Annotated in this window: 25 protein-coding genes; 5 read left to right on the top strand and 20 right to left on the bottom strand. The window is 73.9% G+C overall.

The features are described from left to right. Positions 1-150: 150 nt before the first annotated feature. The 4 genes from fxsA to AMK24_RS18875 all read right to left on the bottom strand — a co-directional run bounded on the left by fxsA (position 151) and on the right by AMK24_RS18875 (position 4,358). The gene (gene fxsA, locus AMK24_RS18890) at positions 151-759 is read right to left on the bottom strand and encodes an FxsA family membrane protein (protein WP_073769947.1); all 609 of its coding nucleotides are present in this window, start codon (positions 757-759) and stop codon (positions 151-153) included. Between the two features lie 154 nt (positions 760-913). Continuing rightward, complete coding sequence (locus AMK24_RS18885; protein WP_073769946.1) at positions 914-1,681, bottom strand: polyprenol monophosphomannose synthase; 768 nt, start codon at positions 1,679-1,681, stop codon at positions 914-916. A 518-nt stretch (positions 1,682-2,199) separates the two neighbouring features. Next, positions 2,200-3,846, bottom strand: coding sequence for an amidohydrolase (locus tag AMK24_RS18880; RefSeq protein ID WP_073769945.1), 1,647 nt, complete (start codon positions 3,844-3,846; stop codon positions 2,200-2,202). Positions 3,847-3,917: 71 nt separating this feature from the next. After that, a complete protein-coding gene (locus AMK24_RS18875) occupies positions 3,918-4,358 on the bottom strand; it encodes an Lrp/AsnC family transcriptional regulator (RefSeq protein WP_073769944.1) in 441 nt (146 codons plus the stop codon). A gap of 199 nt (positions 4,359-4,557) precedes the next feature. Between AMK24_RS18875 and AMK24_RS18870 the strand changes: the two genes are divergently transcribed. Continuing rightward, positions 4,558-4,956, top strand: a complete 399-nt coding sequence (locus AMK24_RS18870) for a hypothetical protein (protein WP_073769943.1) — start codon at positions 4,558-4,560, stop codon at positions 4,954-4,956. A gap of 425 nt (positions 4,957-5,381) precedes the next feature. On the opposite strand, the gene AMK24_RS18860 is transcribed toward AMK24_RS18870, so the two are convergent. After that, on the bottom strand, positions 5,382-6,554 hold the full coding sequence (locus tag AMK24_RS18860; RefSeq protein ID WP_073769941.1) for an acyl-CoA dehydrogenase family protein: 1,173 nt from the start codon (positions 6,552-6,554) through the stop codon (positions 5,382-5,384). A gap of 605 nt (positions 6,555-7,159) precedes the next feature. Between AMK24_RS18860 and AMK24_RS18855 the strand changes: the two genes are divergently transcribed. Further along, on the top strand, positions 7,160-8,038 hold the full coding sequence (locus tag AMK24_RS18855; protein ID WP_073769940.1) for a 3-hydroxyacyl-CoA dehydrogenase family protein: 879 nt from the start codon (positions 7,160-7,162) through the stop codon (positions 8,036-8,038). After that, the gene (locus AMK24_RS18850) at positions 8,035-9,315 is read left to right on the top strand and encodes a YhgE/Pip domain-containing protein (RefSeq protein WP_073769939.1); all 1,281 of its coding nucleotides are present in this window, start codon (positions 8,035-8,037) and stop codon (positions 9,313-9,315) included. Before AMK24_RS18855 ends, AMK24_RS18850 begins: the two co-directional genes overlap by 4 nt. A gap of 11 nt (positions 9,316-9,326) precedes the next feature. On the opposite strand, the gene AMK24_RS18845 is transcribed toward AMK24_RS18850, so the two are convergent. From AMK24_RS18845 to AMK24_RS18830, 5 genes are all read right to left on the bottom strand, one after another. Next, positions 9,327-10,244, bottom strand: a complete 918-nt coding sequence (locus tag AMK24_RS18845) for a hypothetical protein (RefSeq protein ID WP_073769938.1) — start codon at positions 10,242-10,244, stop codon at positions 9,327-9,329. A gap of 240 nt (positions 10,245-10,484) precedes the next feature. Further along, the gene (locus AMK24_RS18840; RefSeq protein WP_073769937.1) at positions 10,485-11,396 is read right to left on the bottom strand and encodes an aldose 1-epimerase family protein; all 912 of its coding nucleotides are present in this window, start codon (positions 11,394-11,396) and stop codon (positions 10,485-10,487) included. A gap of 114 nt (positions 11,397-11,510) precedes the next feature. Then, the gene (locus AMK24_RS18835; protein ID WP_073769936.1) at positions 11,511-12,578 is read right to left on the bottom strand and encodes a potassium channel family protein; all 1,068 of its coding nucleotides are present in this window, start codon (positions 12,576-12,578) and stop codon (positions 11,511-11,513) included. Between the two features lie 135 nt (positions 12,579-12,713). After that, the gene (locus tag AMK24_RS34240; protein WP_199876451.1) at positions 12,714-12,881 is read right to left on the bottom strand and encodes a hypothetical protein; all 168 of its coding nucleotides are present in this window, start codon (positions 12,879-12,881) and stop codon (positions 12,714-12,716) included. 111 nt (positions 12,882-12,992) lie between these two features. Continuing rightward, entirely contained in the window at positions 12,993-14,378 is a 1,386-nt protein-coding gene (locus AMK24_RS18830; protein ID WP_073769935.1) for a peptidase C39 family protein, read from the bottom strand. Positions 14,379-14,624: 246 nt separating this feature from the next. On the opposite strand from AMK24_RS18830, the gene AMK24_RS18825 reads away from it, so the two are divergent. Then, complete coding sequence (locus tag AMK24_RS18825) at positions 14,625-15,254, top strand: uridine kinase family protein (RefSeq protein WP_073769934.1); 630 nt, start codon at positions 14,625-14,627, stop codon at positions 15,252-15,254. A gap of 357 nt (positions 15,255-15,611) precedes the next feature. Continuing rightward, positions 15,612-17,516 (top strand): AAA family ATPase, encoded by a 1,905-nt coding sequence (locus AMK24_RS18820; protein ID WP_073769988.1) that lies wholly within the window; start codon positions 15,612-15,614, stop codon positions 17,514-17,516. Between the two features lie 76 nt (positions 17,517-17,592). On the opposite strand, the gene AMK24_RS18815 is transcribed toward AMK24_RS18820, so the two are convergent. The 10 genes from AMK24_RS18815 to ribD form a co-directional block, all read right to left on the bottom strand. After that, entirely contained in the window at positions 17,593-18,720 is a 1,128-nt protein-coding gene (locus tag AMK24_RS18815; RefSeq protein WP_073769933.1) for a hemolysin family protein, read from the bottom strand. Beyond that, positions 18,717-20,075, bottom strand: coding sequence for a hemolysin family protein (locus AMK24_RS18810; protein ID WP_073769932.1), 1,359 nt, complete (start codon positions 20,073-20,075; stop codon positions 18,717-18,719). Before AMK24_RS18810 ends, AMK24_RS18815 begins: the two co-directional genes overlap by 4 nt. Before the next feature lie 193 nt (positions 20,076-20,268). Continuing rightward, a complete protein-coding gene (locus tag AMK24_RS18805; protein WP_073769931.1) occupies positions 20,269-20,739 on the bottom strand; it encodes a PH domain-containing protein in 471 nt (156 codons plus the stop codon). Positions 20,740-20,777: 38 nt separating this feature from the next. Continuing rightward, entirely contained in the window at positions 20,778-21,626 is an 849-nt protein-coding gene (gene hisG / locus AMK24_RS18800) for an ATP phosphoribosyltransferase (RefSeq protein WP_073769930.1), read from the bottom strand. Positions 21,627-21,714: 88 nt separating this feature from the next. Then, positions 21,715-21,987 carry a phosphoribosyl-ATP diphosphatase gene (locus AMK24_RS18795; RefSeq protein ID WP_073769929.1) on the bottom strand — a complete coding sequence of 91 codons (273 nt, stop codon included), beginning with the start codon at positions 21,985-21,987 and terminating at the stop codon, positions 21,715-21,717. A 35-nt stretch (positions 21,988-22,022) separates the two neighbouring features. Then, positions 22,023-22,508 (bottom strand): 6,7-dimethyl-8-ribityllumazine synthase, encoded by a 486-nt coding sequence (gene ribH / locus AMK24_RS18790; RefSeq protein WP_003970409.1) that lies wholly within the window; start codon positions 22,506-22,508, stop codon positions 22,023-22,025. A 31-nt stretch (positions 22,509-22,539) separates the two neighbouring features. Continuing rightward, positions 22,540-23,838 carry a bifunctional 3,4-dihydroxy-2-butanone-4-phosphate synthase/GTP cyclohydrolase II gene (locus tag AMK24_RS18785; RefSeq protein ID WP_073769928.1) on the bottom strand — a complete coding sequence of 433 codons (1,299 nt, stop codon included), beginning with the start codon at positions 23,836-23,838 and terminating at the stop codon, positions 22,540-22,542. Then, entirely contained in the window at positions 23,835-24,479 is a 645-nt protein-coding gene (locus AMK24_RS18780) for a nicotinamide mononucleotide transporter family protein (protein ID WP_073769927.1), read from the bottom strand. The genes AMK24_RS18785 and AMK24_RS18780 overlap by 4 nt, the downstream gene beginning before the upstream one ends. Then, positions 24,476-25,084: a riboflavin synthase gene (locus tag AMK24_RS18775; RefSeq protein ID WP_073769926.1), complete on the bottom strand. Its 609-nt coding sequence runs from the start codon at positions 25,082-25,084 to the stop codon at positions 24,476-24,478. The genes AMK24_RS18780 and AMK24_RS18775 overlap by 4 nt, the downstream gene beginning before the upstream one ends. Next, the gene (gene ribD, locus AMK24_RS18770) at positions 25,084-26,184 is read right to left on the bottom strand and encodes a bifunctional diaminohydroxyphosphoribosylaminopyrimidine deaminase/5-amino-6-(5-phosphoribosylamino)uracil reductase RibD (RefSeq protein WP_073769925.1); all 1,101 of its coding nucleotides are present in this window, start codon (positions 26,182-26,184) and stop codon (positions 25,084-25,086) included. Before ribD ends, AMK24_RS18775 begins: the two co-directional genes overlap by 1 nt. Between the last annotated feature and the right edge of the window lies 1 nt (position 26,185).

The following is a 26,185-nucleotide window of genomic DNA, read 5'->3' as shown; positions in this document are numbered from 1 at the left end:
CCGCGGAGCACCGCACAGCAGCACAGCGACGAGAGCCGCGGGCCGTGACACCGATCGGGTGTCACGGCCCGCGGCTCTTCCATGTCCCGGGACACGGCTTCCGGACGGCGGGCGGCGCGGACCCCGGCGGGACCGGGGGCGCGTTCCGTCTCAGGGAGCGAGGGGCGGGCGGGGCCCCCGGGGGCCGTCGTCCGGCCCGGCGGGCGGCCGGGGGCCGTCCTCGCGGACGACCTCGCCCTGGACGACCTTTCCGTCCGGCCGGTGGATCCTCGCCTGCTGGAAGGCGTCCGAGAAGGCGCCCGGCGCCGCGGCCCGCATCCGGCGCTCCAGGGAGCGCTCCGTGGAGCGGCTGATCAGGGTGCGCACCGGCGGCACCAGCAGGATCAGGCCAGCCGCGTCAGAGATCAGCCCGGGGATCAGGAGCAGCAGCCCGCCCAGCATCAGCAGTCCGTTGCCCCGGGAGCCCTTGCCGCCCGCGATCGCGCCCGCGGGCTCGGCGGACGCGCCGGGCTGCCCCGGCATCCGCTGGAGGGTCTCGGTGAGGTTCTTGAAGGCGCGCCGGCCGGCGCTCTTGATGACCACGGAGCCGAGCACGGCGCCGGCCACCAGGATCAGCAGGACGGTGAGGCCGCCCGCGGCCGAGGCGACCAGGGTCAGCAGCCAGACCTCCAGGACCAGCCAGGCGGCCAGGGCCGGCGGGAGGAATCTGCGGATGCGCGAGCGTCGGGGACGGGTCGGGGGCGGAGTGCCGGTCGTCATGCTCCCAGTGTGCCCGTACCGGGGTGCGGGCCGCGTAAGGGGGTGATCATGAAGCGGTCCGGACCCGGCCTTCTCCGGCTCGCGGTCCGCGCCTCCCGGATCCGGCCCCGGGCCGCCGCCCCCGTGGCCCGGCCCGCATCCCCCGCCCGGGACGTCAGGGGTTCTTGCGGCCCAGGACCTTGTTGGTGCGGGAGGTGATGCCCCAGCCGGTGACCCGCCACAGCGCCTCGACGAGGATGTCCCGGCTCATCTTCGAGTCGCCGATCTCCCGGTCGACGAAGGTGATGGGGACCTCGACCACGTGGTAGCCGGCCTCGACCGCGCGGCGGGCGAGGTCCACCTGGAAGCAGTAGCCCTGCGAAGCGACCTCGCCCAGCCCGAGGCCGTCGAGCGTCCCGGTGCGGAAGGCGCGGTAGCCGCCGGTGACGTCCCGGACGGAGAGGCCGAGGGCGAGCCGGGAGTAGAGGCTGCCGCCGCGCGAGATGACCTCGCGGCTCTTGGGCCAGTTGACCACCCGGCCGCCGGGCACCCAGCGGGAGCCGAGGACCAGGTCGGCGCCCTTGAGCGCGGTGAGCAGCCGGGGCAGCTCCTCGGGCTGGTGGGAGCCGTCGGCGTCCATCTCGACGAGGACGCCGTAACCGTTCTCGCGTCCCCAGGCGAAACCGGCGAGGTAGGCGGCGCCGAGCCCTTCCTTGCCCTTGCGGTGCAGGACGTGGACCTGGTCGTCGGCGGCCGCGAGCTCGTCGGCCGCCTTGCCGGTGCCGTCGGGGCTGTTGTCGTCGGCCACCAGGATGTCGGCGTCCGGGACGGCGGTGCGCACCCGGGCGACGATCGGTCCGATGTTCTCGGCCTCGTTGTAGGTCGGAATGATCACCAGGACCTTGCCGAGCGGGCCGAACCGCCTCTGACCGCCGTCGTTCACTACTGCCCCTTAGAGTCCGTACACAGGGGGACACCATATCCAGCACACGGACCGCCGGGAGCCGCGCCCACCGCGGAACCGCCGCGGCGCACCCCCGGGTTCCGCCGGACGACTGCGGATCGGGGCCCGGCGCCCTTCGGGCCGGCCCGGGGCCCGCTGGCTGCGGGTCGCCCGAAAGCCGTTGTCTACTGAGCGTCCGGGCCCCACCCGGATCCCACCCTCCGTCCGGCCGAGACCTTCCCTCGCCCCCGAGGCGCGGGCGCTGAACCTGGCTGTCAGTGGCGGTGGGCCGGTGCGGCACACCACCTCATGACCCAGCGGCGTTCGACGACTGCGTGGAGGTTCGACCGGTCGGACGTCCTGTGGTGGACCCGGCCGAACCTACCGGCCTCCGGCCGCTTTCTGTCAACAGCCGTGCGACCTGCGGATTCTTCCGGAACCACCTGGTCAGCGCCGCAGGGGCGCAGGTCGCGGACCGGTGGTCGCGCCGCCGGCCGGCGGCGCGACATGCCCTGACGTCACTCGTTCGGTCGCACGTAGACCGTTTGTCCGAGGACCACGGTCCGCAGGCAGACCGGGAGGTCGGCTCCGGGCGTCAGATCGGGCAGGCCGGGCGTCCCGGAGCGGGGGTCGGTGGACCACCGCGCGACCCGGTCGTCGGGGGCCTGGACCAGGAGTTCGGCGGTGCGCCAGACGGCGTAGTCGGCCGGGGCGCCCGGTACCAGCAGGCCCGCGTCGTCGCGGCCCACGGCCCGCCAGCCGCCCCGGGTGTGGGCGGTGAAGGCGGCGCGGACGGAGACGCGGTGCTCCGGGGTGCGGTGGTGGGCGGCGGCCCGCACCGCGCCCCACGGGTCGAGCGGGGTGACCGGGCTGTCGGAGCCGAAGGCGAGCGGCACCCCGGCGCGCAGCAGCGCCGCGTACGGGTTGAGTCCGGCGGCCCGCTCCGCGCCGAGGCGCTCGGCGTACATGCCCTCCGGCCCGCCCCAGGCGGCGTCGAAGGCGGGCTGGACGGAGGCGGTGAGGCCCAGTTCCGCGAAGGCGGCGATCGTCTCGGGGGTGAGCATCTCGGCGTGCTCGACGCGGTGCCGGGCGGCCCGGATCCGGTCGAGGCCGAGCTCCTCGGCGGCGGACCTGATCCCGTCCACGACCGCGGTGACCGCGGCGTCGCCGATGGCGTGGAAACCGGCCTGGAGGCCCGCCTCGGTGCAGGCGGTGACGTGGGCGGCGATCCGCGCGGCGTCCAGGTGGGCGGTGCCGGTGTGCGGGGCGTCGGCGTAGGGCTGGTGCAGGCAGGCGGTGTGCGAGCCGAGGGAGCCGTCGACGAAGAGGTCGCCGGCCGCGCCGATCGCGCCGAGGTCGCGGATGCGCCGGGCGTCCTTCTCGTTCCCGACCTCCTCGGCCCAGAGTCCGAGGACGCGCGGCCCCGGACGGCCGGCGGCGAGCGCGAGCAGGGCGGTGAAGTCCTCCTCGTCGGAGATCTCGGGGCCGCCGCACTCGTGCACGCTGCCGATGCCGAGGGAGGCGGCGTGGTCGAGGGCGGCGCGCTGGGCGGCGGTCCGCTGGGCGGCGGAGAGCGCGCCGTGGGCGGCGGCCCGGACCGCGTGGTGGGCGTCGCCGGTCAGCGGCCCCTCCGGGTGGTACCCGCGCATCGCGGTGACACCGGGGACCAGGTCCAGCAGGGCCGTGGTGACGACGGCGGAGTGGACGTCGATCCGCGGCAGGTAGAGGGCCCGGCCGCCGGCCGCCTCGTCGAGTTCGGCGCGCGAGGGGTGGCGCCGCTCGGGCCAGCGGGCGGAGTCCCAGCCGTGTCCGAGCAGGACGTCCCCGGCGGGGCGGCCGGCGCCGAACGCGCGGACGAGGCCGAGGGCCTCGGCGAGGGTGCGGGCGCCGGAGAGGTCGAGCCCCGTCAGGGCCAGGCCGGTGGCGGTCGTGTGCACGTGGGCGTCGGTGAACGCCGGGGTGACCAGGGCGCCTTCGAGGTCGACCACCTCGTCCACGCCGCTCGCGAAGGCGTCCGCCGCCCCCTCGGACCCCACCCAGGCGACATGGCCGCGCTCGACGACCATCGCGGTGGCGAACGGGTCGGCGGGGCTGTGGACGTCGCCGCCGCGCAGCAGCACGGTGCGGTGGTCGGGGGCGCTCTGGGGGGCGGTGCTCTGGCTCATGGGACCAGTCTCGCGCCTGCCGCCCGCGGTCCGGCCCCCGGCCCCCCTCCGGCGGAGGCGTCGTCCGGTGCTCAGATCCGCGGGGGGCGGGCCTCGTAGGGGGTGGACAGCACGACCGTGGTCCGGGTCGAGACGCCCGCGAGCGTGCGGATGCGGGTGAGCAGGTGCTCCAGCTCCAACGGGGTCGCCACCCTCACCTTGAGGATGTAGTTCTCGTCCCCGGCGACGCTGTGGCACGCCTCCAGCTCCGGCACTCCGGAGAGCCGCTCGGCGATGTCGTCGGGGGCGCTCGGGTCGAACGGCTTCACCGAGATGAACGCGGTGAGCGGCAGCCCGACGGCCTCGGGATCGACGACCGCGGCGTAACCGCGGATCACCCCGCGCTGCTCCAGTCGGCGGACGCGCTGATGAACAGCCGAGGTGGACAGGCCCGTGGCCTTGCCCAGGTCGGTGTAGCTCATCCGCCCGTCCTTGACGAGCAAATCGACGATCTGACGGTCCAGCTCCTCCATACGGATCAACCTATGGCCCCGGGAGCCGGTCGGCACAGTCGCAGGGCCCCCCGGAGGGCACCTGCGGGGGGCATGTGACGAATGCCACATGTCTACGGGTCGGTAGGGGGCCGCCTCGCGGTTACCGGCCACGCGCCGCGGGAAGTGCTTGCTGTGGTCGAGGCCACGGCGCCTTGTCGGCCCACCCGAGGGGGAATTCATGCAGAGTCTGAAGCTCACCGGACGTACCGAACCGGAGCCTGTCGAACCGGACGACGACGGGGACTCCGACGCGTACGACATGTTCGAGATGGTCCGGGTGATCTGCCCGGACTGCGCCCAGCCCATCGCGCTGCTGGCCGACGAGGACGCCTTGCCGGAACACGCCCGGTGCCCCTCCCCGTGGAACCCCTTCGTCCTCACCGTCTGCGCCGGGACCGGCCGCGGTGTGGCCGACGCCAGGCCCGCGGACGAGACGCTGGAGCTCCAGGAGCAGGAGGCCGGGCTGCTGCTGACGCTCCCTCAGGGCCTCGACTGGCGGATGCAGCCCTTCTCGCACGCCGGCGGGCCCGGCTCCCGTCCGCTGCGCGTACCGCGCATGCGGCGCGACGCCGCCTGACCCGTACGACCTGGAGAAGCCCCGCACCGCGACGGCCCGGCCGCCGTGGTGCCGGAGGCCCCTTCCCCGGCCGCCGGCGCGCGGCGCGGACGCCCACGAACGGGCGGCCGAATCGGCCCGGCAGTGACCCCGGCCCGGCCCGCCGCGTTGGCCCGGTATGACCACGCTGCCTTCGCCCGTCGGTTCGGGTCGCCGCCGACTCGCCTCTCCCACCCCCGAAGAATCGGTTCCGCAGCCGGGAGCGCCCGCTCAGCCGCTGCCCCGGGCCACGGGGGCCTCCCCCATGGGCTCCCCCGCGGACCCGCCGATCTACAGCGCGCTGCTCAAGCAGTGGGAGGGCGCCGGCCGTACGGTGCCGGGCCGCCGCGACGCGGAGTGGAACCAGGCCGCGGCACTCCCCTCCTGGTCCGAGGGGGCGCCCCGGTTCAGCGCGTTTCGGGACCTGCGAGGTGGCGCGCGATGACCATGCGCTGGATCTGGTTGGTGCCCTCCACGATCTGGAGCACCTTCGCCTCGCGCATCAGCCGTTCGACCGGGAAGTCGAGCGTGTAGCCGTAGCCGCCGAGCACCTGGACGGCGTCGGTGGTGACCCGCATGGCCGCGTCGGTGCAGAACAGCTTCGCCATGGCGGCCTGCCGGGAGAACGGCTTGCCCGCGTCCCGCAGCCGCGCCGCCTCCAGGTACAGCGCCCGGCCTGCCTCGATCTGGGTGGCCATGTCGGCGAGCATGAACCTCAGCCCCTGGAAGTCCGCGACGGGACGGCCGAACTGCCGCCGGTCGGTGGCGTACCGCACGGCCTCGTCCAGGGCCGCCTGGGCGACGCCGACGGCGCACGCGGCGATGCCGAGCCGGCCGGAGTCGAGGGCGGACAGGGCGATGGCGAAGCCCTGGCCCTCCTCGCCGATGCGCCGGTCGTCGCCGACCCGTACGCCGTCGAAGTGGAGCTGGGCGGTGGGCGAGCCCTTCATCCCCATCTTCTTCTCGGGGAGCGCGGCGCTCAGCCCCTCGGCGTCGCCGGGGATGAGGAAGGCCGTGATGCCGCGGGGGCCCTCGACGCCGGTCCTGGCCAGGACGGTGCAGAAGTCCGCGACGCCGCCGTGGGTGATCCACGCCTTGGTGCCGGTGAGGACCCAGCCGTCTCCGTCCCTCACGGCCCTGGTGCGCAGCGAGGCCGCGTCGGAGCCGGAGGCGGGTTCGGAGAGGCAGTAGGCGCCCAGCAGGCCGCCGGAGAGCATGCCCGGCAGGTGCGCGGCCCGCTGCTCGTCGGTTCCGTAGCCCGCGAGGGCGTGGCAGGCCAGGGAGTGGACGCTGACGCCGAGTCCGACGGTGAGCCGGGCGGCGGCCAGTTCCTCCAGGACCTGGAGGTAGACCTCGTAGGGCTGGTCACCGCCGCCGTGGGCGGAGTCGTACGGCAGGCCCAGGAGTCCGGACTCGGACAGGAGGGAGAAGACCTCCCGCGGGAAGACGCCCGCTTCCTCCTCCTCGGCCGCCCGGGGAGCGATCTCCTTCGACACGATGTCGCGGACGAGCTCGACGAGCTGCCGGGATTCCTCGGTGGGCAGACGGCGTTCCACCGGCTGCGGGGCACGGTCGGTCATGACGGCGCTCTCCTCCCTGTCGGGCGTTGCGGCGGTCGCGCGCTCGGGGTGGGAGAGGCGCCGCCGGGTGATCCCCCGGAAATGACCCGGGAAAAACAGACTGCCCGGCCGACCCCGCCCGCCCGGATCGCAGGGGGCACGGCCATCGGCTGTGGCGCGTTGAGTATGCCCGATCGGACGGCTCCCGTCACGGGGTGACGGAGCAGGTCAAGGGCCCGACGAGCCCTGCGGGGCCGGTGAATTGGTCCACACCATTGCCCCTGTGGGACCGGTCCTTCCCCGGCTTCCCCGAAGGCCGGACACGTGCACGCCGACCGGGTACCGTCCGCCCGGAGTCCGGACGGCGCGCCCGCGCACCCGATCCGGACCGCGAGGGTCCGGCCTCCCGGCGCGGACCGGGGGCCGACGGGCGGATGCCGGACCGGCGCCCGCCCGTTCGTGCGCGGTCGCCCCCGGCTGGGCGCGTGCCCCGCGTGCGCCCCGTGGCCCCCGCCGTGCCGTGTCCCCCGTACGGCGGCCTCCGTTCGCCGCCCGCCCGCCCCTGGCCGAGACTGATCCGGCAGCCGACGCGCGGCAGCGGCATCCGTACGAGAAGAGGCGCACCCATGTCCTTCACGCTTCCCCGGAACATCGAGGAACGGCCGGTGGCGGTCATCGGCGCGGGCACCCTCGGGCGCCGGATCGCGCTGATGTTCGCCGACCGCGGTGGGCTGGTCCGCATCCACGACAAATCCGGCCAGGCGGGCGCCGCCGCACGCAGCTACGTCGAGGAGCAGCTTCCCGACCTCGTCGCGCGCATCGACGGCGGCAGGGCGGGCCGGGTGGTCGTCACCGACGATCTGGCCGAGGCCCTGTCGGACGCCTGGCTCGTGGTCGAGGCCGTGCCCGAGCACCTCGACCTGAAGAAGGAGATCTTCGGCGAGCTCGACCGCACGGCGGCGTCCGACGCGATCCTGGCGAGCAACTCCTCCTCGTACGCGTCGAGCGAGTTCATCGACCGGGTCACGCACCCCGAGCGGGTGCTGAACATGCACTTCTACATGCCGCCGCGGCAGAACGCCGTCGACATCATGTCGGACGGCGCGACCGACCCCGCCGTCATGGAGTTGCTGAAGAAGGAGCTGCCCAAGTACGGGGTGTTCCCGTTCGAGGCGCACAAGGAGTCGACCGGCTTCATCTTCAACCGCATCTGGGCCGCCATCAAACGCGAGGCGCTCTCGGTGGTGGCGGAGGGGGTCTCCACCCCGCAGGACGTCGACGAGATGTGGAAGATCAACATGGGTCTGGAGGCCGGCCCCTTCCGCATGATGGACCAGGTCGGACTCGACGTGGTCCTGGACATCGAGAACCACTACGCCGACGAGAACCCCCACCTCTCCCCCGGCCCGCGGGAGCTGCTCGGGAAGTACGTGGACGCGGGTCACCTCGGCGTCAAGACGGGCCGGGGCTTCTACACGTACGACCGGCCCGACGCGCCCGCATGACCGCCGGACGCCACCGGACGGCCGTCGACGCCGGGCGGCTCCGGGCGCTGCTCGGACGCCCGAAGCTGTGGCTCGTCCCCGGACTGCTCACCGCCCTGGTCGCCCTGGTGCTGTCCCTGCTCTACATGGGGGGCATCCTCGATCCGGAGGACCGTCTGCACAAGTTCCCGGTCGCCCTGGTGAACGAGGACGCGGGCAGGCCGCTGCCGGGGGCCGACCGGAACCTGGGCGCCCTGATCAGCGCTCAGGTCATCGACGCCACCTCGTCCGACGAGGTGCGGTGGCGGCGGCTGGACACCGCGGAACTCGAGGACGAGCTCGCCTCCGGGAAGGTCTACGGAGCCCTCGTCATCCCGAAGGGCTTCACGGACGACGTCCGGTCGCTCGGCGGGCGCGACGCCGAGCGGCCCACCCTGACCGTGCTCACCAACCCCGGCATGGGCAGCTTCGGTTCGTCGTTCGCGTCCCGGATCGCCCAGCAGGCCGCGCAGAAGGCGTCGAGGGGGATCGGGAAGCAGCTCAGCTCCTCACCGGCCTTCGCCGACGCCGGTGCGGTGGAGAACCTGCTGCTCGACGACCCGGTCGCGGTGGTCACCAGGACGGGGCATCCGATCGGCGGCCACAGCGGGCTGGGGCTCAGCGCGTTCTACTACACGCTGCTGCTCGTCCTGGCGGGGTTCCTCGGCGGCAACATCATCCACAACGGCGTCGACACCGCCCTGGGGTACGCGGACGCGGAGATCGGGCCGTGGCACACGCGCCACCGCACCGTTCCCGTCAACCGCACGGAGACCCTGCTGCTGAAGTCGGTCATGACGGCGGTGCTGTGCCTGCCGATGACCGCCCTGGTGATGCTCGCGTGCATCACCGTGCTGGGGATGGACGCCTCGCACGTGCCGCTGCTCGCGCTGTTCTCGTACTGCTCGTGCCTGAGCGTGGGGCTGGGCGTCCAGGCCATCAACGCGGCCTTCGGCAGCATCGGCCAGATCGTGTCGATGTTCGTGTTCATCGCCCTGGCCCTGCCGTCCTCCGGGGCCACGATCCCGCTGGAGGCCGTACCCGGCTTCTACCGGTTCCTCGGCGCATTCGAGCCCATGCGCCAGCTCGTCTCCGGCGTCCGGGCCATCCTGTACTTCGACGCCCGCGCCGACGCCGGTCTGGCCCGCGCCTGGATCATGCTCGCGGTCGGGTTCGTTCTCGCGCTCGTCTTCGGCTTCCTGATGACCCGCTACTACGACCGCAAGGGCCTGCACCGCATGGTGCCGCAGCCGAGCTGACGGGAGGTCCGTCAGGACCCTCCGGGCAGGAGGCAGAGCCCGGTCAGCGGGCGGCCCGGCGCGGCGAGCGTGTACGGGGCCCGGCCTGCGGCGCGGCCGTCGGGCAGGGGCACCGCGCGGAGGGAGCCGCCCAGGTCGGAGACGTAGGCGATGCCCTCTTCCCGGTCGACGGCGAGGCCGATCGCCTCGGCGAACCCGTCCGCGAGGATCTCGGGGTCCCGTCCTCGCCCGCCGGGTTCCGGGACGGGCGCGCGGTTGAGGGTGTTGCCGGAGGGCGGTGCGCCGCGGTCGGTCCAGTACAGCCGGTCGCCGTCGAGATGGAGGTCGATGGGCTCGGGCAGCCCGTCCCAGAGCACCTCGACGTCCGAACGGTCCGCGGCGCTCTCGCCCGGCGGGATCTCCAGCCCCGCACGGAGGATGCGGCCCCGACCGCCCTTGGCCGGGCCCTTCTGGGTCCAGTACAGAAAGCCCCGGGCCGGGTCGGCCGCCACCCCGACGCACTCGGCCATGATGCCGTCGGCGGCGGGGTTCACCACGAGGTCGGTCAGGCCGCCGCCGTCCACCCGGACCCGGCTGACCCGGCGGCCCTCCCGGTCCCCCCAGTAGAGCGTGCCGGCTCCGTCGCCGGTGAGCTGCTTGCCGGTCGTGATCGCCCCCGGCGGGACCACGTCGCACCGGGCGCCGCCGTCCAGGCCCACGGCGTGGACGCCGCCGTTGCGGCGGGAGAAGTCCTGCCCCTCCTCGCCGGGGACGCCGGGGTCCGTCAACGGCTCGCCCATGGTGGTCCAGTAGGCGGTACGGGAGTCCACGACGATGCCGTCGGGCGCGTCGCCCGCATCCTCGACGAAGGTGTCCACCCGGCCGTCGGAGGCGCTGATCCGCAGCACCTTCGCGGGTGTCACCTGCAGTGCCAGCAGTTCTCGCGCCATGATGACCGTCCCTCTTCCGGAGCGGCCGGGCCCTCGGTTCTCCGGCCGGGGGTGTGTCACCGCGCGGGGGGTGCGGCGACGCCCGCCCCGGCGATCGCCGCGGCGGCCACCGAGGCCGCTGCCCGCCGCGGGGAGGCGACCCCGCTCGGCGCCGCCGTGCGGCGGCCCCTGTTCCAGGGAACGGGACCGGCCGGGCCCCGGCAACCCGGGGGGGGGGACGGGTGGACGGGCAGGCCGGGGTCAGCCGCGGACGACGCCCCAGCCGCCCGTGTACGACTCCCCCGGGGCGAGCGTGATCAGGTCGGTGCCGGTGGCCAGGGCGTTCGGCGGGGCCGTCATCGGTTCGACGCCGATGCCGCGGCGGTGCGAGGCGGCCGGCGCCCGGTCCGCCGTGTAGACCTCCAGCCACGGCTGGGCCTCGTCCAGCCAGAAGCGGGTGGCGCGGCGTGAGCCCTCCAGGCGGACCCAGGCCCGCCCGTCGGCGTCGCGGTCGAGACCGGTGAAGGCGACGTCGACGCTCTGCGCCCCGATGCGGCGCGGGGCGGTGAAGTCGTACTCCGTGCCCGTGACGCCGAGCGTCGGGCCGGAGGGAAGCATCCGCTCGTCGACCGGCTGGTAGCGGTGGCCGGGCAGGGTCAGCACGCAGTCGTCGAGCGGTTCGCCGACCGTCAGGTAGGGGTGTGCGCCGTGGGCGTACGGGGCGGGGCGGGTGCCGGCGTTGCGGGCCACGACCCGGACGGTGAGGCCGGAGTCCGCGTCCAGGGTGTACGTGACGGCGAGGTCGAGGCGGAACGGGTAGCCCGTCGAACCGTGCAGGCCGTAGGCGAGGGTGACGGCGTGCGGGTCCTGCCGGACGGGCCGCCAGGTCGTCCACCGCACGAGGCCGTGGATCGCGCAGTCCAGCTCGGGTTCGGAGACGTCGAGCTGGTACTCCGTGCCGTCGAAGGTGTAGCGGCCGCGGTCGACCCGGTTGGGCCAGGGGATCAGCAACTGGCCGAAGGCCGCCGGGGCCGGTTCGTCGGGGCCGTAGGAGAGCAGGAGCGGTTCGCCGCGGTGGCTCAGCTCCCGCAGGCCCGCGCCCGTCTCCGTGACCGTCGCCGCGTAGTCGCCCGCCGTCAGCCGGTACTGCTCTCCCGTGGTGTTCTCGCTCATGGGCTCATGACTGTCCACCCGGGGGCGGGGTGGTACCGGTCGGGGTCCGGGGTCGGCCGATCGGGCGGACTTCCTGCTCCGTACGGCTCCGCTCCGGCGCTCTCCGGGCGCCGCTCAGCCCTTCTCGTCCCGGCCGGTCCCCCGCCGGCGGGGCCGGGGCGTTTCGCGGGCGATGACCAGGCGGTCGTCGGCGCGGACGGCGCCGAGGCGGGGGTCGCTGTAGCGCAGGGGCTCGCCGTCGCGGACCACGGCCAGCACGGGCTCGGAGATCTGCCGGGGGTCGCGGCCGACCTCCGCCCGGTCCGGGGAGCGTTCCGCGACCTCCAGCCCGAGTCCGGCGGAGAGCAGTTCCTCCAGCACGGTGCCGACCGAAGGGCTCAGCGACGCGACGCCGAGCAGGTGCCCGGCCGTCTCGGAGGAGGTGATGACGTTGTCCGCGCCGCCTTCGCGCAGCAGCGCGACGTTCTCGGCGCGGGCCACGGAGGCGGTGATGACGGCGGTGGCGTTCATCCGGCGGGCGGTCAAAGCCGCGAGGACGGCGGTGTCGTCGCTCGCGGTGGCGATCAGCACGTGCGTCGCCTTGCCGAGTTCCGCCCGTGCCAGCACCTCGGAGCGGGTGCCGTCGCCGACGATGCCGACGATGCCGTGCCGGTTCGCCTCCCCGACGGCGTCCGCGCCGATGTCGACCACGACGATCTCCCTCGGCCGCGTGCCCCGCTCCCGCAGCGTGGCCACCGCCGCCCGGCCCTTGGTGCCGTAGCCGACCACCACGGTGTGCTGTCGCACCTTTCTCCTCCAGGTCTGCTCGCGCCACTCGGCCCGGGTCCGCTCCGTCAGGGCGCTGATGGTGGTGCCGACCAGGACCAGCAGGAAGCCGAGGCGCAGGGGTGTGATCACCAGGGTGTTCACGACGCGCGCCGAGTCGCTGGCCGGGACGACGTCCCCGTAGCCGATGGTGGTCAGGGTGACGGCCGAGTAGTAGAAGCTCGTCAGCAGGCCGAGGGGGTGCCCGGTGGAGTCCCGGTAGCCGCTGCGGCCGAGGAAGACCACCACCGTGGCGAGGACGATGAACCCGAAGGCGAGCGCGAGCCGCGACACGATGATCGAGAACGGTCCGCGTACGCGATGGGGGAACCCGAACCGGGACTGCCGATCGGCCTGGTCCTCGCCCTGAACGTCCACAGGGCCGAGTCTCCGCCACGACCGGACCGGCGACCACCGGAGAACGCGGGGCGGACCGGACCGAACCGGCCGTACGCGCGTGGCCGCCCCCGCCGGGGGGCGGCGGCGGGGGCGGCCGTGTCGGAAGCGCGCCGGTCAGTCGTCGCGGCTGCCCGGGTCCGGCGGGAGGTCCGCTTCCTCGCGGTCCTCCGCCAGACGCTCCTCCAGCTTCCTCTCGTCGGGGCGGCGGGGCATCCCGCGCCCGTGACCGGTGTCGGGGTCGCCCTCGACCTCTTCGTTCGACTTGTGGTGGTGGTGAGCCATCGGTCGCTCCTTGTTCTCGGAGGCGGCGGGCCGGACGCATCGAGCTTCGCACGAGCGCCCGCGCCGCACGACCGGTGGAGCCCTCCCGGCCGGTGCGGTCAGCCGGTGCGGTCAGCCGATACCGAGGGAGGCCAGCACGCGCCGCCGGGACGGCGAGACGTCCGTGGGCCAGTAGAGGTAGCAGACCCCGCCCGTGCCGCTTCGGACGTTGCCGTTCGCGTCGTACCTCTTCGTACGCAGCCAGATGTTCTCCCACTCGCGCCGTCGGTAGACCCGGCGCACCGCCTCGTTGTCGGGTGACGCGGGGTCGTTGGCGACGACGTCACCCTCACGGGTGAAACCGATGACGGTCATCAGATGACCGGCCGTTCCGTATCCGGCGCCGGTCAGCTCCTCCTTCAGGAAGGACTGGGAGGTGATGACGGGGATGCCGACGCGGACCAGCCGTTCCACGTCGGTCAGCGAGCCGAGCCGGGTGACGACGGCGTTCAGGTCGCGGTACGTCGCGGCGTACGCGGCGTTGAACGGCCAGTTCCCGCAGCCCTCGTACTGGTAGTCGTAGGTGTGCCGGGCGGCGTGGCAGACCTGGGGGTCGGGCAGGCCGGGCTTGACCCAGGCGAGATCCCGGGCGGTGGGCCGGCGGCCCCAGTACTCGATGATCATCTGCGAGGAGGTGGGGCTGCACCATGCCTCGCCGCCGTTGTCGTACTCGGGGTACTGCCCGATGTGGACGTTCTGCGAGTAGCGGGGCACGGGCAGTTCACGGGCGAGGGCCGGGGTGCTGGCGGGCACGGTGAAGCGGTCCGGCACGTCGGAGGCCATCGCCCCGACCCGCCACACGGTCGGGGTGAGGCGGCTGCCCGGGGTGCGGTACAGCGTGAGTCGCAGCCGGTAGGAGACCAGGCGCACGCCGCTCGCCGGGTCGTCCACCGAGAAGGTGTCCGTCCACACCGAGCTGTGCGGGTCGCCCTGGCCGTCCACGGAGGTCCGCCGGATGTCTCCGTCGCCCGACGCCCAGCGGCCCATCACGAACCAGGGGGTCGCGGCGCCGTCCGCGTACCGGCCGCTGAGCTCGACCTGGATCCAGGTGCCGGCCGGGGTACGGGCGTTCCAGGAGGCGATCACCTCGGTGGCGGGGACGGCGGAGCGGTGCACGGGAGAGGTCCAGGTGGCGTACTCCCACGCGGTCGTCGTACCGGTGTGCGGGTCGGTGTAGTCGGTGCGGCCCGCCGGGGCCGCGATCGCCAGGCCGGGCCGGGGGCCGGGGAGCACCCGGGTCCCGTCGCCGTCGCCGCAGCGCCAGTCGGTGTAGGTGTGCCAGAAGCGGTTGTCCACGGATGCCTTCGGAGCGGCGGAGGGGCCGGCGGGCACGGAGGGGGCGCGGGACGCCGGCGGGGCGGCGGAGGCCGCGGACGCGGCGGAGGCCACCGTGCCGGCGCCGGCCGCGGCGGCGATCGCGGCGGTCAGGACGGTTCTGCGCGAAGTCGGACTGGTCATGGGCGTGACCCCCGGTCGGATGCGGAAGGTGGACTGCGGGCGCCGTGCGAAGTGGTGCGGTGCGGTGCGAGGTGATGCGGTGCGGTGCGCCAACTATCCCGGGTGGCGGGCGGGTCGGGCCAGCGGTTCGGCGGGGGCCACCGGACCAATATGGGTCTGGACCACTGGCAGACCTGTCGCCCAGGGCCACGGGCGTGACCTGCGCAGGCACCCGGGAACCCGCGTGCCGGAACGTACCCTGGGGCCATGGACGACCTGGCCCGCCACGCCGATGAGCTCGCTTCGCTGCCCCCTTCGTGCGGGCCGGTCCGGCTGGTCGCGGTGGACGGGCACGCCGGGTCGGGCAAGAGCACCTTCGCCGCCCGCCTCGCGGCGGCGCTGGGCGGTGCGCCGGTCCTCCATCTGGACGATCTCGCCACGCACGAGGAGCTGTTCGGCTGGACGGGGCGGCTGCGGGGCCAGGTACTCCTGCCGTTCTCGCGCGGCGAGTGCGCGCGCTACGCCCCCTACGACTGGACGGAGCGCCGCTTCGGCCCGGAGCGGACCCTGGAGCCGGCCCCCGTGGTGCTGGTGGAGGGGGTCGGCGCGGGGCGCCGGGAGGTGCGCCCGTGGCTGGCGGCGCTGTGCTGGATGGAGGGGGGGCGCGAGGCGTCCTGGGAGCGGGGCCGGCGGCGGGACGGCGTCGCGCTCACCCGGTTCTGGGACGGGTGGACGCGTGCCGAGGACCGGCATTTCGCCGAAGACCCTTCGCGTCCCCATGCCGACGCCCTGGTACGCCAGTTGCCGGAGGGGTACGTGTGGCTGCCGGGGCCGGGGGCGACAGCGGGAGCGAACCGCTCCGTCACGGAGGGTAGCCGGAGCGGGCCGCCCCGCTGAGCCGTCGGATTTCGGCTCCGAAGGGCCCCAACTCTGCTTGACCGAGGGCCCTTACTGGTCTTACGTTCTCATTGTGCGGCTTTTCGGAGCCCCCGCGGACGCGAAGCCCCCGGTTGTTCCCCCGTGATCGGGGGCTTCGCCCTGCGCTCCCCCCGCCGTTCCGGCGACCACGCAGAGCAACTCGCTCACTCTCGGTCATCAACCCGGCGCTCGATCACCGGGCGGACGCTCCCCCCTGCGCGGGTACGATGCACCTCGGTGTGGTCAATTCCCTTCCCCCGCGCCGTGATTCAGCACGCTCCGGTGGGCATGCTGTGCGGGCGGGACATCCTGGGGGCACGGTTTGTGGGGGACCTGATGAACATCGGCACACAGGGCGCCGGCGCCCCTGCCGACCTCGCCTGGCTGCGTGGCATGGACGCCTACACGATGGGCGCCTACCCGCAGGCCGAGGAGGAGTTCCGAGCCGCGGTGCGCATCGATCCGGGCATGGCGGACGGCTGGCTCGGTCTCCACGCGCTGCGCGTCGACACCACCACGGCCCTGCTGCGCATGTACCAGCACCGCGACCGCTTCGGCGAGCAGCGTGCCCGCCACCGCCGTACGCTCAATTCCTGGTACTGGCTGGGCTGGTGGGTGCAGCCGGTGCTGGAGAGCGGCCGGGACCTGCTGCTGGCGCACGCCTCGCACTGGCTGGACGGCCGCCATGTGCCCGAGCTGGACCGGGCGTTGGCCGGGCTGCCGCCGGTGGACGCGGACCCGCAGGTGCGGTTCCTGCACGCCTGCCGCTCCTATCTGGTCAAGGACTGGGAGCAGTTGGTGCGGTATACCGAGCAGCTCGTCGACGACCCGGTGCTGGGCATCGAGGCGGGCCTGTTCGGCGGGATGGCCCGGGTGCGGCTGGAGATGTTCGGGCAGGCGGAACCGCTGCTGTCGGCCGCGCTGATGCGATGTCGCAGCGAGCAGCCGCAGCGCAAGGAGCTGCGCTACTGGCTGGCCCGGGCCCATGAGGGCACCGGGCGCAGCGCCGCCGCTCTGCCCCTGTACCGGGCGGTGCACCGGGTCGATCCGGCCTTCATGGACACCTCCGCCCGGCTCGCGGCGCTCGTGGAGGGCGACGGCTTCGACGAGTCGGTGGGCCTGGCCCCGGCGGCCCTGTCGGGTTTCGGGGCGGGGGCCCCGGGCGGGGAGGCGCTGCCGGAGGGGGACGCGCTGCTCGGGGCCGATCCGGCGGACGGGCGCGAGTCCTGGCCGCTGGGCGACGCGGGGCTGCTCGGGGACGAGCCCGTGCCGGGTCCGCCCGTCCCCGTCGAGGGCGCCCGCCGCACCAGGAGCCGTAGACCCCCGTCCTTCCCTGCGGGGCCCAGCGATCCCGCCCTGCTGGCCGAGGCGCTGGCGCAGCTGGAGCGGATGGTGGGCCTGGAGCCGGTGAAGCGGCAGGTCAGGGCCCTCTCGGCGCAGCTGAACATGGCCCGGCTGCGGGCCGAGCAGGGGCTCCCCGTGCAGCCGCCGAAGCGCCACTTCGTCTTCTCCGGCCCCTCGGGCACCGGCAAGACCACGGTGGCGCGCATCCTGGGCCGGGTCTTCTACGCCCTCGGGCTGCTCGGCGGCGATCACCTGATCGAGGCGCAGCGGTCCGATCTGGTCGGGGAGTTCCTCGGCCAGACGGCGGTGAAGGCCAATGAGCTGATCGACTCGGCGCTGGGCGGGGTGCTCTTCGTCGACGAGGCGTACAGCCTGGCCAACTCCGGTTACAGCAAGGGCGACGCGTACGGCGACGAGGCACTGCAGGTGCTCCTCAAGCGGGCCGAGGACAACCGGGACCACCTCGTCGTCATCCTCGCCGGGTACCCGGAGGGCATGGACCGGCTGCTCGCCACCAATCCGGGCCTCTCCTCCCGGTTCACCACCCGGGTCGACTTCCCCAGCTACCGCCCGCTCGAACTCACCGCGATCGGCGGCGTCCTGGCCGCCGAGAACGACGACGTGTGGGACGAGGAGGCGGTCGAGGAGCTGCGGTCCATCAGCGGCCACGTGGTGGACCAGGGGTGGATCGACGAGCTGGGCAACGGCCGCTTCCTGCGGACGCTGTACGAGAAGAGCTGCGCCTACCGCGATCTGCGGCTCTCCGGCTATTCGGGTGCGCTGACCCGGGAGGACCTGTCGACGCTGCGGCTCCCGGACCTGATGCAGGCGTACGGCGAGGTGCTGTCGGGGCGCGGCCCGGTGGGCCGGGGCAAGCAGGAGCCGGGCGCGGTGTGAGGCCGCGCCCGGGGCGGACCCCCGGCGCGGCCCCGGCGCCGGTGCGCGGGAAGCGTCCGTGCGCGGGCGGCCGTGCTCAGGAGACCCGCGCCGGGCGTCCGTGCGCGAGCACCCCGGCCCCCGGCAGCGCCGGCCCCTTCGGCACGTCCACCGTGCGGCGGGGCACCGACACCACCCGGTGGGAGGGGTCGCGCACCTCCCCCACCAGCGTCTCCAGGACGTCCTCCATGGCGACCAGGCCGAGGACCCGGCCCGAGGCGTCGGCCACCTGCGCCAGGTGCGTCGCGGCGCGGCGCATCACGGTCAGGGCGTCGTCCAGCGGCAGTTCGGCCCGTACGGTCGTCATCGGACGCCAGAGCTGCTGCGGGACCGCGCGGTCGGCGTCCTCCAGCTCCAGGACGTCCTTGACGTGCAGGTAGCCCATGAAGGGGCCGCCGCCCTCGGCGCAGACCGGGAAGCGGGAGAAGCCGGTGCGTACCGTCAGCTCCTCGATCCGGCGCGGGGTCACCGACGGGTCGACGGTGACCAGAGACGCCCGCTCCAGCAGGACGTCGAGGACGGGCCTGCTGCCGAGTTCGAGGGCGTCCTCCAGGCGTTCGGCCGCGGCCGGGGCGAGGAGGCCGGCCTGGCCGGAGTCCTCCACGAGCCGGTTGAGCTGCTCGCTGGTGAAGACGGCCTCCACCTCGTCCTTCGGCTCCACGCCGAACAGCCTCAGCACCAGGGCCGCGCAGGCGCCGAGCGCGCTGGTGACCGGGCGGCAGAGCCGGGCGAAGGCGACCAGGCCGGGGCTGAGCCACAGCGCGGTCCGCTCGGGCGCCGCCATCGCGAGGTTCTTGGGGACCATCTCGCCGATGACCAGGTGCAGCACCACCACGGACAGCAGGGCGAGGGCGAAGCCGAGGGGGTGGACGAGCCCTTCGGGGAGGTGCGCGGCGTGGAAGACCGGCTCCAGGAGACGGGCGACGGCCGGCTCCGCGACGGCTCCGAGGGTGAGGGAGCAGACGGTGATGCCGAACTGGGCGGCGGCCATCATCTGCGGCAGGTTCTCCAGGCCGTGCAGGACCGTGCGGGCCCGGGTGGAGCCCTGGGCGGCCAGCGGCTCGACCTGGCTGCGGCGGACCGAGACGAGGGCGAACTCGGCGCCGACGAAGAAGCCGTTGGCCAGCACCAGGAGGACGGCGAGCAGGAGGTGGAGCATGCTCATCGCGCGGCCTCCAGCAGGGTCCGGGCGGCCGGGTCCGGCTGCGGGCCGGGCGTCCGGGTGAACCGGACCCGTTCGGCGCGGTTGTGGCCGACCCGGCGGACGGAGATCCGCCAGCCGGGGAGTTCGGCCACGTCGCCGGGGGCGGGGATGCGGCCCAGCAGCCCGGCGACGAGCCCGGCGACGGTCTCGTAGGGCCCCTCGGGCACCTCCAGGCCGCCGCGGCGCAGGGTGTGCACCCGGCAGCTGCCCTCGGCGTCCCAGGCCGGGCGCCCGTCCTCGGCGGTGGTGGCGGTCAGCTCGGGGCGTCCCGCGACCTCGGCGTCGTGCTCGTCGCGGACCTCGCCGACGAGTTCCTCGATGATGTCCTCCAGGGTGACGACGCCGGCGGTGCCGCCGTACTCGTCGACGACCACGGCTATCGGCTGTTCGCGGCGCAGCCGCCGCAGCAGGTGTTCCACCGGGAGCGTCCCGGGCACCAGGAGCGGGGCGACGGCGATCAGTCCGGCCGGGGTGCGCAGGCGCTCGGCGGCGGGGACGGCGAGGGCGTCCTTGAGGTGGACCATGCCGACGACCTCGTCGATGCGGTCCCGGTAGACCGGGAAGCGGGAGAGGCCGGTGGCACGGGTGAGGTTGAGGACGTCCTCGGCGGTCGCGGAGGAGTGCAGGGCGCTGACCTTCACCCGGGGGGTCATGACGTGCTGGGCGGTGAGCCCGGCCAGCGAGAGCGACCGGACGAAGAGATCGGCGGTGTCCTGTTCCAGGGCTCCGGCGCGGGCGGAGTGCCGGGCCAGGGAGACCAGCTCGCCCGGGGTGCGGGCGGAGGCCAGCTCGTCGGTGGGCTCGACGCCCAGGAGCCGCACCAGCCGGTTGGCCAGGGTGTTGAGCAGGGTGATCACCGGGCGCAGGAGGGCTGCGAACCGGGCTTGCGGTCCGGCGACGAAGCGGGCCACCTGGAGCGGCCGGGAGACCGCCCAGTTCTTGGGCACGAGTTCGCCGACGACCATCTGGACCGCCGAGGCCAGCAGCATGCCGATGACGACGCCGGCGCCGGGGACGGCCCCTTGGGGCAGGCCGGCGGCGGTGAGGGGTGCGGCGAGCAGCCGGGCGAGGGCCGGTTCGGCGAGCATGCCCACCACCAGGGAGGTGAGGGTGATGCCGAGCTGGGTGCCGGAGAGCTGGAAGGAGAGTTCGCGCAGGGCGCGGACGACGGTACGGGCCCGTCGGTCGCCCTCGGCGGCGGCGCGCTCCGCGTCCGGCCTGTCCACGGTGACGAGCCCGAATTCGGCCGCCACGAAGAACCCGTTGGCGAGGATGAGGAGGAAGGCGGCCGCGAGGAGCAGCAGGGGGGTGGTCATGAGGCCGCCGCCTCCGGGGAAGGGGCGGCGCAGGTACTACCGGACGATCCGTCCATTGCTGGAAGGAGTCACTCCTTGGGTCGCAGGGGGAACCCCGCGGGCCCCGGTCGGGGCCGTGGTACGGGCGGGGCGGGGCGCACGGGGCGCCGCCGCCCACCAGAGTAGACAACAGGGCCCCGTGCCGGGCGGGGGATCAGCCCGCGGCGGGGGTGTCGTCGCTTCCGGCGCCGCGCGCCTCGGCCAGGGCGCGCAGGGCGCGGGCGTCGCGGATGGCCTGCTGCTTGGCGAGGCCGGGCTGGATGCCGAGGGCGGGCAGGCTGGTGCCGTCGCTGAGGTCGAGGAAGACCCAGGGGTCGCCGGAGCGCAGGTTGACGCGGAGGATCTCCTGCCAGGCCAGCCTGCGGGTCCGGGTGAGGTTGACGACGGTGACCCCGGTCGCGTCGGCGGAGACCCGGGGCCTGCTGAGCAGGGCCAGGACGCCGAAGAAGAGCGCCGCGAGGAAGATGAAGCTGGTCCGCTCCCCCGGGTTGAGCCGTTCCAGCATCAGGGCGACGACCGTGATGACGAGGAACATCGCCAGCCCCACGCTCAGCAGGACCACCCGGGTGAGGGTGGGCCGGAAGGTGACCGGCAGGGTGGGGAGTTCGGGGCTGGGCGCGGACATCGGGATCTTCTCTCGGGGGGTGCGGGCGGCCGGGGCCGTCAGAGACGGCAGGCGTGGATGGCCGTGGTGAGGATGGCGCGGGCGCCGAGCTCGTACAGGTCGTCCATGATCCGCTGCGCCTCCTTGGCGGCGACCATGGAACGGACGGCGACCCAGCCCTCGTGGTGCAGCGGGGAGATGGTCGGGGACTCCAGGCCGGGGGTGAGGGCGACGGCGCGCTCCAGGTGCTCGACGCGGCAGTCGTAGTCCATCATCACGTAGGACCGGGCGACCAGGACGCCCTGGAGGCGGCGGAGGAACTGCTGCACCTTGGGGTCGTCGGCGGGGGCGCCGTTGCGGCGGATGACGACGGCCTCGGAGGTCATGATCGGCTCTCCGATCACCTCCAGTCCGGCGTTGCGCAGGCTGGTGCCGGTCTCGACCACGTCGGCGATGATCTGGGCGACGCCCAGCTCGATGGCGGTCTCGACCGCCCCGTCGAGGTGGACGACGGACGCCTTCACCCCGGCCTCGGCGAGGTGGGCGGCGACGATGCCCTCGTAGGAGGTGGCGATCGTCATGCCGTCGAAGTCCTGCGGGCCCGCCGCGGTGCCGGGCTTGGTGGCGTAGCGGAAGGTGGAGCGGGCGAAGCCGAGCTGGAGGATCTCCTCGGAGTCGGCCCCGGAGTCCAGCAGCAGGTCGCGGCCGGTGATGCCGATGTCGAGCTTGCCGGAGCTGACGTAGATCGCGATGTCGCGGGGGCGGAGGTAGAAGAACTCGACCTCGTTCCCGGGGTCGACCAGGACCAGCTCTTTCGACTCCTTGCGCTGCTGGTAGCCGGCCTCATGGAGCATCGCCATCGCAGGCCCGGAGAGTGAACCCTTGTTGGGAACGGCGATGCGCAGCATGAGGTCGGCTTCCTTCGTGCGGAGGGAGGGTGCGGGTGGTGTCGCGCTGGTGTCGCCCGGGCCGGGCGGGGCCGGCGGGGAGGCCGGCTCAGAGATGGGCGTAGACGTCGTCGAGCGAGATCCCGCGGGCGACCATCATCACCTGGACGTGGTACAGCAGCTGGGAGATCTCCTCGGCGGCGGCTTCCTTGCCCTCGTACTCGGCGGCCATCCAGACCTCGGCGGCCTCCTCGACGACCTTCTTGCCGATCGCGTGCACGCCCTTGCCCACCAGTTCGGCGGTGCGGGAGGTCGCGGGGTCGCCCTCGGCGGCCTTGAGCTGAAGCTCGGTGAAGAGCTCTTCGAAGGTTTTCTGTCCCATGATGGTCCTCAGAATACGGGGTCGTACGGGGGCACTCAGCGCCAGGGTTCGCTGACGGTGCGCAGTGTGGCCGCGGTGGCGACGGCGGCGGTGACCGCTTCGTGCCCCTTGTCCTCGTTGGACCCTTCGAGTCCGGCCCGGTCGAGCGCCTGCTCCTCGGTGTCGCAGGTCAGTACGCCGAAGCCGACGGGAACACCGGTGTCGACGGTGACCTGGGTGAGGCCGAGGGTGACGCCCTGGGAGACGTACTCGAAGTGGGGGGTGCCGCCCCGGATGACCACGCCGAGGGCGACGATCGCGTCGTAGCCGCGTCCGGCGAGCACCTTGGCGACGACGGGCAGCTCGAAGGAGCCGGGGACGCGCAGGAGGGTCGGCTCGTCGATGCCCAGCTCGTGCAGGGCGCGCAGGGCGCCGTCGACGAGGCCGTCCATGACCTTCTCGTGCCACTGGGCCGCGATCACGGCCACGCGGAGGTCGCCGCAGTTGCGTACGGACAGTTCGGGTGCACCCTTGCCGCTCATGTCTCTCCTGATGGTGATTGCGTGGTGGTGGTCACTGGTCGGCACAGGTCGACGGCGGGGCGCCGTCGAGCCAGGGCAGATCGTGGCCCATGCGGTCGCGCTTGGTGCGCAGGTAGCGCAGGTTGTGCTCGCCGGCCTGGACGGGCATCGGCTCGCGGCCGGTGACGGCGAGGCCGTGGCGGACCAGGGCCTCGGTCTTCTCGGGGTTGTTGGTCATCAGCCGCAGACCGGTGACGCCGAGGTCCTTGAGGATCTGCGCGCCGGCCGCGTAGTCGCGGGCGTCGGCGGGCAGGCCCAGCTCCAGGTTGGCGTCGAGGGTGTCCACGCCGCGCTCCTGGAGTTCGTACGCGCGCAGCTTGGAGAGCAGGCCGATGCCGCGCCCCTCGTGGCCGCGCAGGTAGACGACGACGCCCCGGCCCGCTTCGGTGATGCGCCGCATGGAGGCGTGCAGCTGGGGGCCGCAGTCGCAGCGCTGGGACTGGAAGACGTCGCCGGTCAGGCACTCGGAGTGGAGGCGGACGAGGACGTCCTCGCCGTCCCCGATCTCACCGTGCACCAGGGCGACGTGCTCGACGCCGTCGACGATGGAGCGGTAGCCGTACGCGGTGAAGTCGCCGAAGGCGGTGGGCAGCCGGGTCGCGGCCTCGCGGCGGACGACCGGCTCGTTGCTGCGGCGGTAGGCGATCAGGTCCTCGATGGAGATGATCGTCAGGCCGTGCTTGCGGGCGAACGGGATCAGCTCGGGCAGTCTCAGCATGACGCCGTCCTCGCCGGCGATCTCGACGATGGCCCCGGCGGGGCGCAGGCCGGCGAGCCGGGCGAGGTCGACCGCGGCCTCGGTGTGGCCGTTGCGGACGAGGACGCCGCCGGGTCGTGCCCGCAGCGGGAAGACGTGGCCGGGGCGGACGAAGTCGCCGGGGCCCGCGACGCCGCCGGCGAGCATGCGCAGGGTGGCGGCGCGGTCGGCGGCGGAGATGCCGGTGGTGACGCCGTGGGCGGCGGAGGCGTCGACGGAGACCGTGAACGCGGTCTGCATCGACTCGGTGTTCTCCGCGACCATCTGCGGGAGTTCGAGCCGCTCCAGCTCGTCGCTCTCCATCGGGGCGCAGATCAGCCCGCGGCACTCGCTCATCATGAAGGCGACGATCTCCGGGGTGGCCTTCTCGGCGGCGATGACGAGGTCGCCCTCGTTCTCGCGGTCCTCGTCGTCCACGACGACCACGGGGCGGCCGGCGGCGATGTCGCGCACGGCCTGCTCGACCGGGTCCAGGGAGAACGTCTCGGGCAGCGGGTCGTGGCCGGGGTGCGGCCAGGCGGGCCGGTCGGTCATGCCGTGGCTCCTTCCAGAGCGGGTGTCCGCGAACGCAGCCACCAGTCGCGCATCCCCCACAGGACGAGGGCGCCGTAGATCACGTAGACGAAACCGGAGAAGGCGAAACCGTTGGCGAAGTTCAGCGGGACGCCGACCAGGTCGACCAGCAGCCAGGCGAACCAGAACTCGACCATGCCGCGGGCCTGGGCGTACATCGCGACGACGGTGCCGACGAAGATGTACGCGTCCGGCCACGGGTCCCAGGACAGCGACGGGACCGCGGTGAACAGGCCGCCCACGGCGAGGGTGCCCAGCGCGGCGGCGCCGATCAGCACGCCGCGCTCGCGCCAGGTGGCGAAGCGGACGGCGATGGAGCCGTCCTGGGCCTGCCGCCTGCCGCGGTTCCAGGACCACCAGCCCCACAGGGCGACGACGATGACGACGAGCTGCTTGCCCGCGCTGCCGGAGAGGTGCGCGGAGGCGAAGGCGACGAGCAGGATCACGCCGGAGAGCAGCTGGGCGGGCCAGGTCCAGATGGAGCGCCGCCAGCCGAGGGCCAGGGCGATCAGGCCGACGAGGTTGCCGATCATGTCCGACCACTTGATGTGCTGGCCGAAGAGGGTGAACGCCTCCGAGTTGAGCCAGTTCGCGAGGTTCATCGCGGGTCCTGTCCGGTCCGGTCGCCGAGCATCCGCTCGACGTACTTGGCGATCACGTCGACTTCCAGGTTGACCGGGTCGCCGGGCTGTTTGCGGCCGAGCGTGGTCAGGGCGAGCGTGGTGGGGATGAGGCTGACGGTGAAGTGGTCGGCCGCCGCGTCGACGACGGTGAGGCTGACGCCGTCGACGGTGATGGAGCCCTTCTCCACGACGTACCGGGCCAGCTCGGGCGGCAGGGAGACCTTGACGATCTCCCAGTGCTCGGAGGAGGTGCGCTCCACGATGGCGCCGGTGCCGTCCACGTGGCCCTGGACGAGGTGTCCGCCGAGCCGCCCGCCGAGCGCCATCGGGCGCTCCAGGTTGACGCGGGAGCCGGGGGCGAGGGCGCCGAGGCTGGAGCGCCCCAGGGTCTCGGCCATCACGTCGGCGGTGAACTCGCCGTCGGCGGCGTCCACGACGGTGAGGCAGACGCCGTTGACCGCGATGGAGTCGCCGTGCTTCGCGCCCTCGGTGACGAGGGGGCCGCGCAGCCGGAAGCGGGAGGCGTCGGCCAGCGGCTCGACGGCGGTGACCTCACCGAGTTCTTCGATGATTCCGGTGAACATCAGTTTCCCTTCCGAGCAGGGGCGGGGACGGCGGTGACGCGCAGATCCGGGCCGATCGCCGCGCTCTCCGTCACGTCGAGGCGCAACGCCTGGGAGATGGTGGTGATTCCGGCGTCGGCGAGGGCGGCGGGGCCCGCGCCGAGCAGGACCGGGGCGAGGTAGCCGACGACCTTGTCGACCTTCCCGGCGGCGACGAAGGCGCCCGCGAGGGTGGGACCGCCTTCGAGGAGTACGGAGCGGACGCCGCGGACGTGCAGGGCGTCGAGGAGGGCGTCGAGGTCCAGTCCCCGGCCGGCGGCGGCGCGGGGCAGGCGCAGGACGGCCGTGGCCGGGAGGTGGCCGGCCGGGGCGTCGTCGGCGACGGCGATCAGGGTGGGCGCGGCGCCGTCCAGGACCCGGGCGCCGGGTCTCACGGCGGTGGCGTCCGTGTCGAGGACGACCCGCAGCGGCTGGGTGGCGCCCTCGATGCCGCGTACGCCCAGCTGGGGGTCGTCGGCGCGGGCGGTGCCGGAGCCGACGAGTACGGCGTCGGCCTCGGCGCGCAGGCGGTGGACGTCGGCGCGCGCCTCGGGCGAGGTGATCCAGCGGCTGGTGGCGTCGGCGGCGGCGATCCGGCCGTCGAGGGTGGCGGCGTACTTCCACAGGACGTACGGGCGGCCGAGGCGCACCGAGGTCAGCCAGGCGGCGTTGCCCGCCTCGGCCTCGTCGGCGAGGAGCCCCCGCTCGGCCCGGACGCCGGCCGCGCGCAGGGTGTCGCCCCCGCCGGTGGCCCGCGGGTCCGGGTCGCCGACCGCGTACACGACCCGGCTGATCCCGGCGGCCAGGAGGGCCTGGGAGCAGGGGCCGGTGCGGCCGGTGTGGTCACAGGGTTCGAGGGTGACGTAGGCGGTGCCGCCGCGGGCCCGCTCGCCGGCCGCGCGCAGGGCGTGGACCTCGGCGTGCGGCCCTCCGGCGCGCTGGTGGAAGCCTTCGCCGACCACGGCTCCGGAGACGTCGGTGATCACACAGCCGACGACCGGGTTGGGGCTGGTGGAGCCGAGACCGCGCGCGGCGAGCGTGACGGCTCGGCGCATGGCGGTGATGTCGGCTGCGGTGTCCACC

Source organism: Streptomyces sp. CB02366 (assembly GCF_001905905.1).
GTDB lineage: Bacteria > Actinomycetota > Actinomycetes > Streptomycetales > Streptomycetaceae > Streptomyces.
Note: the sequence above shows the minus strand (reverse complement) of the source record. Positions and strands in the feature narration are given on the sequence as shown.

What these genes read in the sequence shown, in the direction of transcription:
- AMK24_RS18830 (WP_073769935.1), bottom strand. Translation starts at nt 14,378, where the DNA reads ATGACCAGTCCGACTTCGCGCAGAACCGTCCTGACCGCCGCGATCGCC.
- AMK24_RS18870 (WP_073769943.1), top strand. Translation starts at nt 4,558, where the DNA reads ATGCAGAGTCTGAAGCTCACCGGACGTACCGAACCGGAGCCTGTCGAA.
- hisG (WP_073769930.1), bottom strand. Translation starts at nt 21,626, where the DNA reads ATGCTGCGCATCGCCGTTCCCAACAAGGGTTCACTCTCCGGGCCTGCG.
- AMK24_RS18780 (WP_073769927.1), bottom strand. Translation starts at nt 24,479, where the DNA reads ATGAACCTCGCGAACTGGCTCAACTCGGAGGCGTTCACCCTCTTCGGC.
- AMK24_RS18840 (WP_073769937.1), bottom strand. Translation starts at nt 11,396, where the DNA reads ATGAGCGAGAACACCACGGGAGAGCAGTACCGGCTGACGGCGGGCGAC.
- fxsA (WP_073769947.1), bottom strand. Translation starts at nt 759, where the DNA reads ATGACGACCGGCACTCCGCCCCCGACCCGTCCCCGACGCTCGCGCATC.
- AMK24_RS18855 (WP_073769940.1), top strand. Translation starts at nt 7,160, where the DNA reads ATGTCCTTCACGCTTCCCCGGAACATCGAGGAACGGCCGGTGGCGGTC.
- AMK24_RS18775 (WP_073769926.1), bottom strand. Translation starts at nt 25,084, where the DNA reads ATGTTCACCGGAATCATCGAAGAACTCGGTGAGGTCACCGCCGTCGAG.
- AMK24_RS18785 (WP_073769928.1), bottom strand. Translation starts at nt 23,838, where the DNA reads ATGACCGACCGGCCCGCCTGGCCGCACCCCGGCCACGACCCGCTGCCC.
- AMK24_RS18810 (WP_073769932.1), bottom strand. Translation starts at nt 20,075, where the DNA reads ATGACCACCCCCCTGCTGCTCCTCGCGGCCGCCTTCCTCCTCATCCTC.
- AMK24_RS18815 (WP_073769933.1), bottom strand. Translation starts at nt 18,720, where the DNA reads ATGAGCATGCTCCACCTCCTGCTCGCCGTCCTCCTGGTGCTGGCCAAC.
- AMK24_RS18875 (WP_073769944.1), bottom strand. Translation starts at nt 4,358, where the DNA reads ATGGAGGAGCTGGACCGTCAGATCGTCGATTTGCTCGTCAAGGACGGG.
- AMK24_RS18805 (WP_073769931.1), bottom strand. Translation starts at nt 20,739, where the DNA reads ATGTCCGCGCCCAGCCCCGAACTCCCCACCCTGCCGGTCACCTTCCGG.
- AMK24_RS34240 (WP_199876451.1), bottom strand. Translation starts at nt 12,881, where the DNA reads ATGGCTCACCACCACCACAAGTCGAACGAAGAGGTCGAGGGCGACCCC.
- AMK24_RS18880 (WP_073769945.1), bottom strand. Translation starts at nt 3,846, where the DNA reads ATGAGCCAGAGCACCGCCCCCCAGAGCGCCCCCGACCACCGCACCGTG.
- AMK24_RS18825 (WP_073769934.1), top strand. Translation starts at nt 14,625, where the DNA reads ATGGACGACCTGGCCCGCCACGCCGATGAGCTCGCTTCGCTGCCCCCT.
- AMK24_RS18860 (WP_073769941.1), bottom strand. Translation starts at nt 6,554, where the DNA reads ATGACCGACCGTGCCCCGCAGCCGGTGGAACGCCGTCTGCCCACCGAG.
- AMK24_RS18845 (WP_073769938.1), bottom strand. Translation starts at nt 10,244, where the DNA reads ATGGCGCGAGAACTGCTGGCACTGCAGGTGACACCCGCGAAGGTGCTG.
- AMK24_RS18820 (WP_073769988.1), top strand. Translation starts at nt 15,612, where the DNA reads ATGAACATCGGCACACAGGGCGCCGGCGCCCCTGCCGACCTCGCCTGG.
- AMK24_RS18850 (WP_073769939.1), top strand. Translation starts at nt 8,035, where the DNA reads ATGACCGCCGGACGCCACCGGACGGCCGTCGACGCCGGGCGGCTCCGG.
- AMK24_RS18795 (WP_073769929.1), bottom strand. Translation starts at nt 21,987, where the DNA reads ATGGGACAGAAAACCTTCGAAGAGCTCTTCACCGAGCTTCAGCTCAAG.
- ribH (WP_003970409.1), bottom strand. Translation starts at nt 22,508, where the DNA reads ATGAGCGGCAAGGGTGCACCCGAACTGTCCGTACGCAACTGCGGCGAC.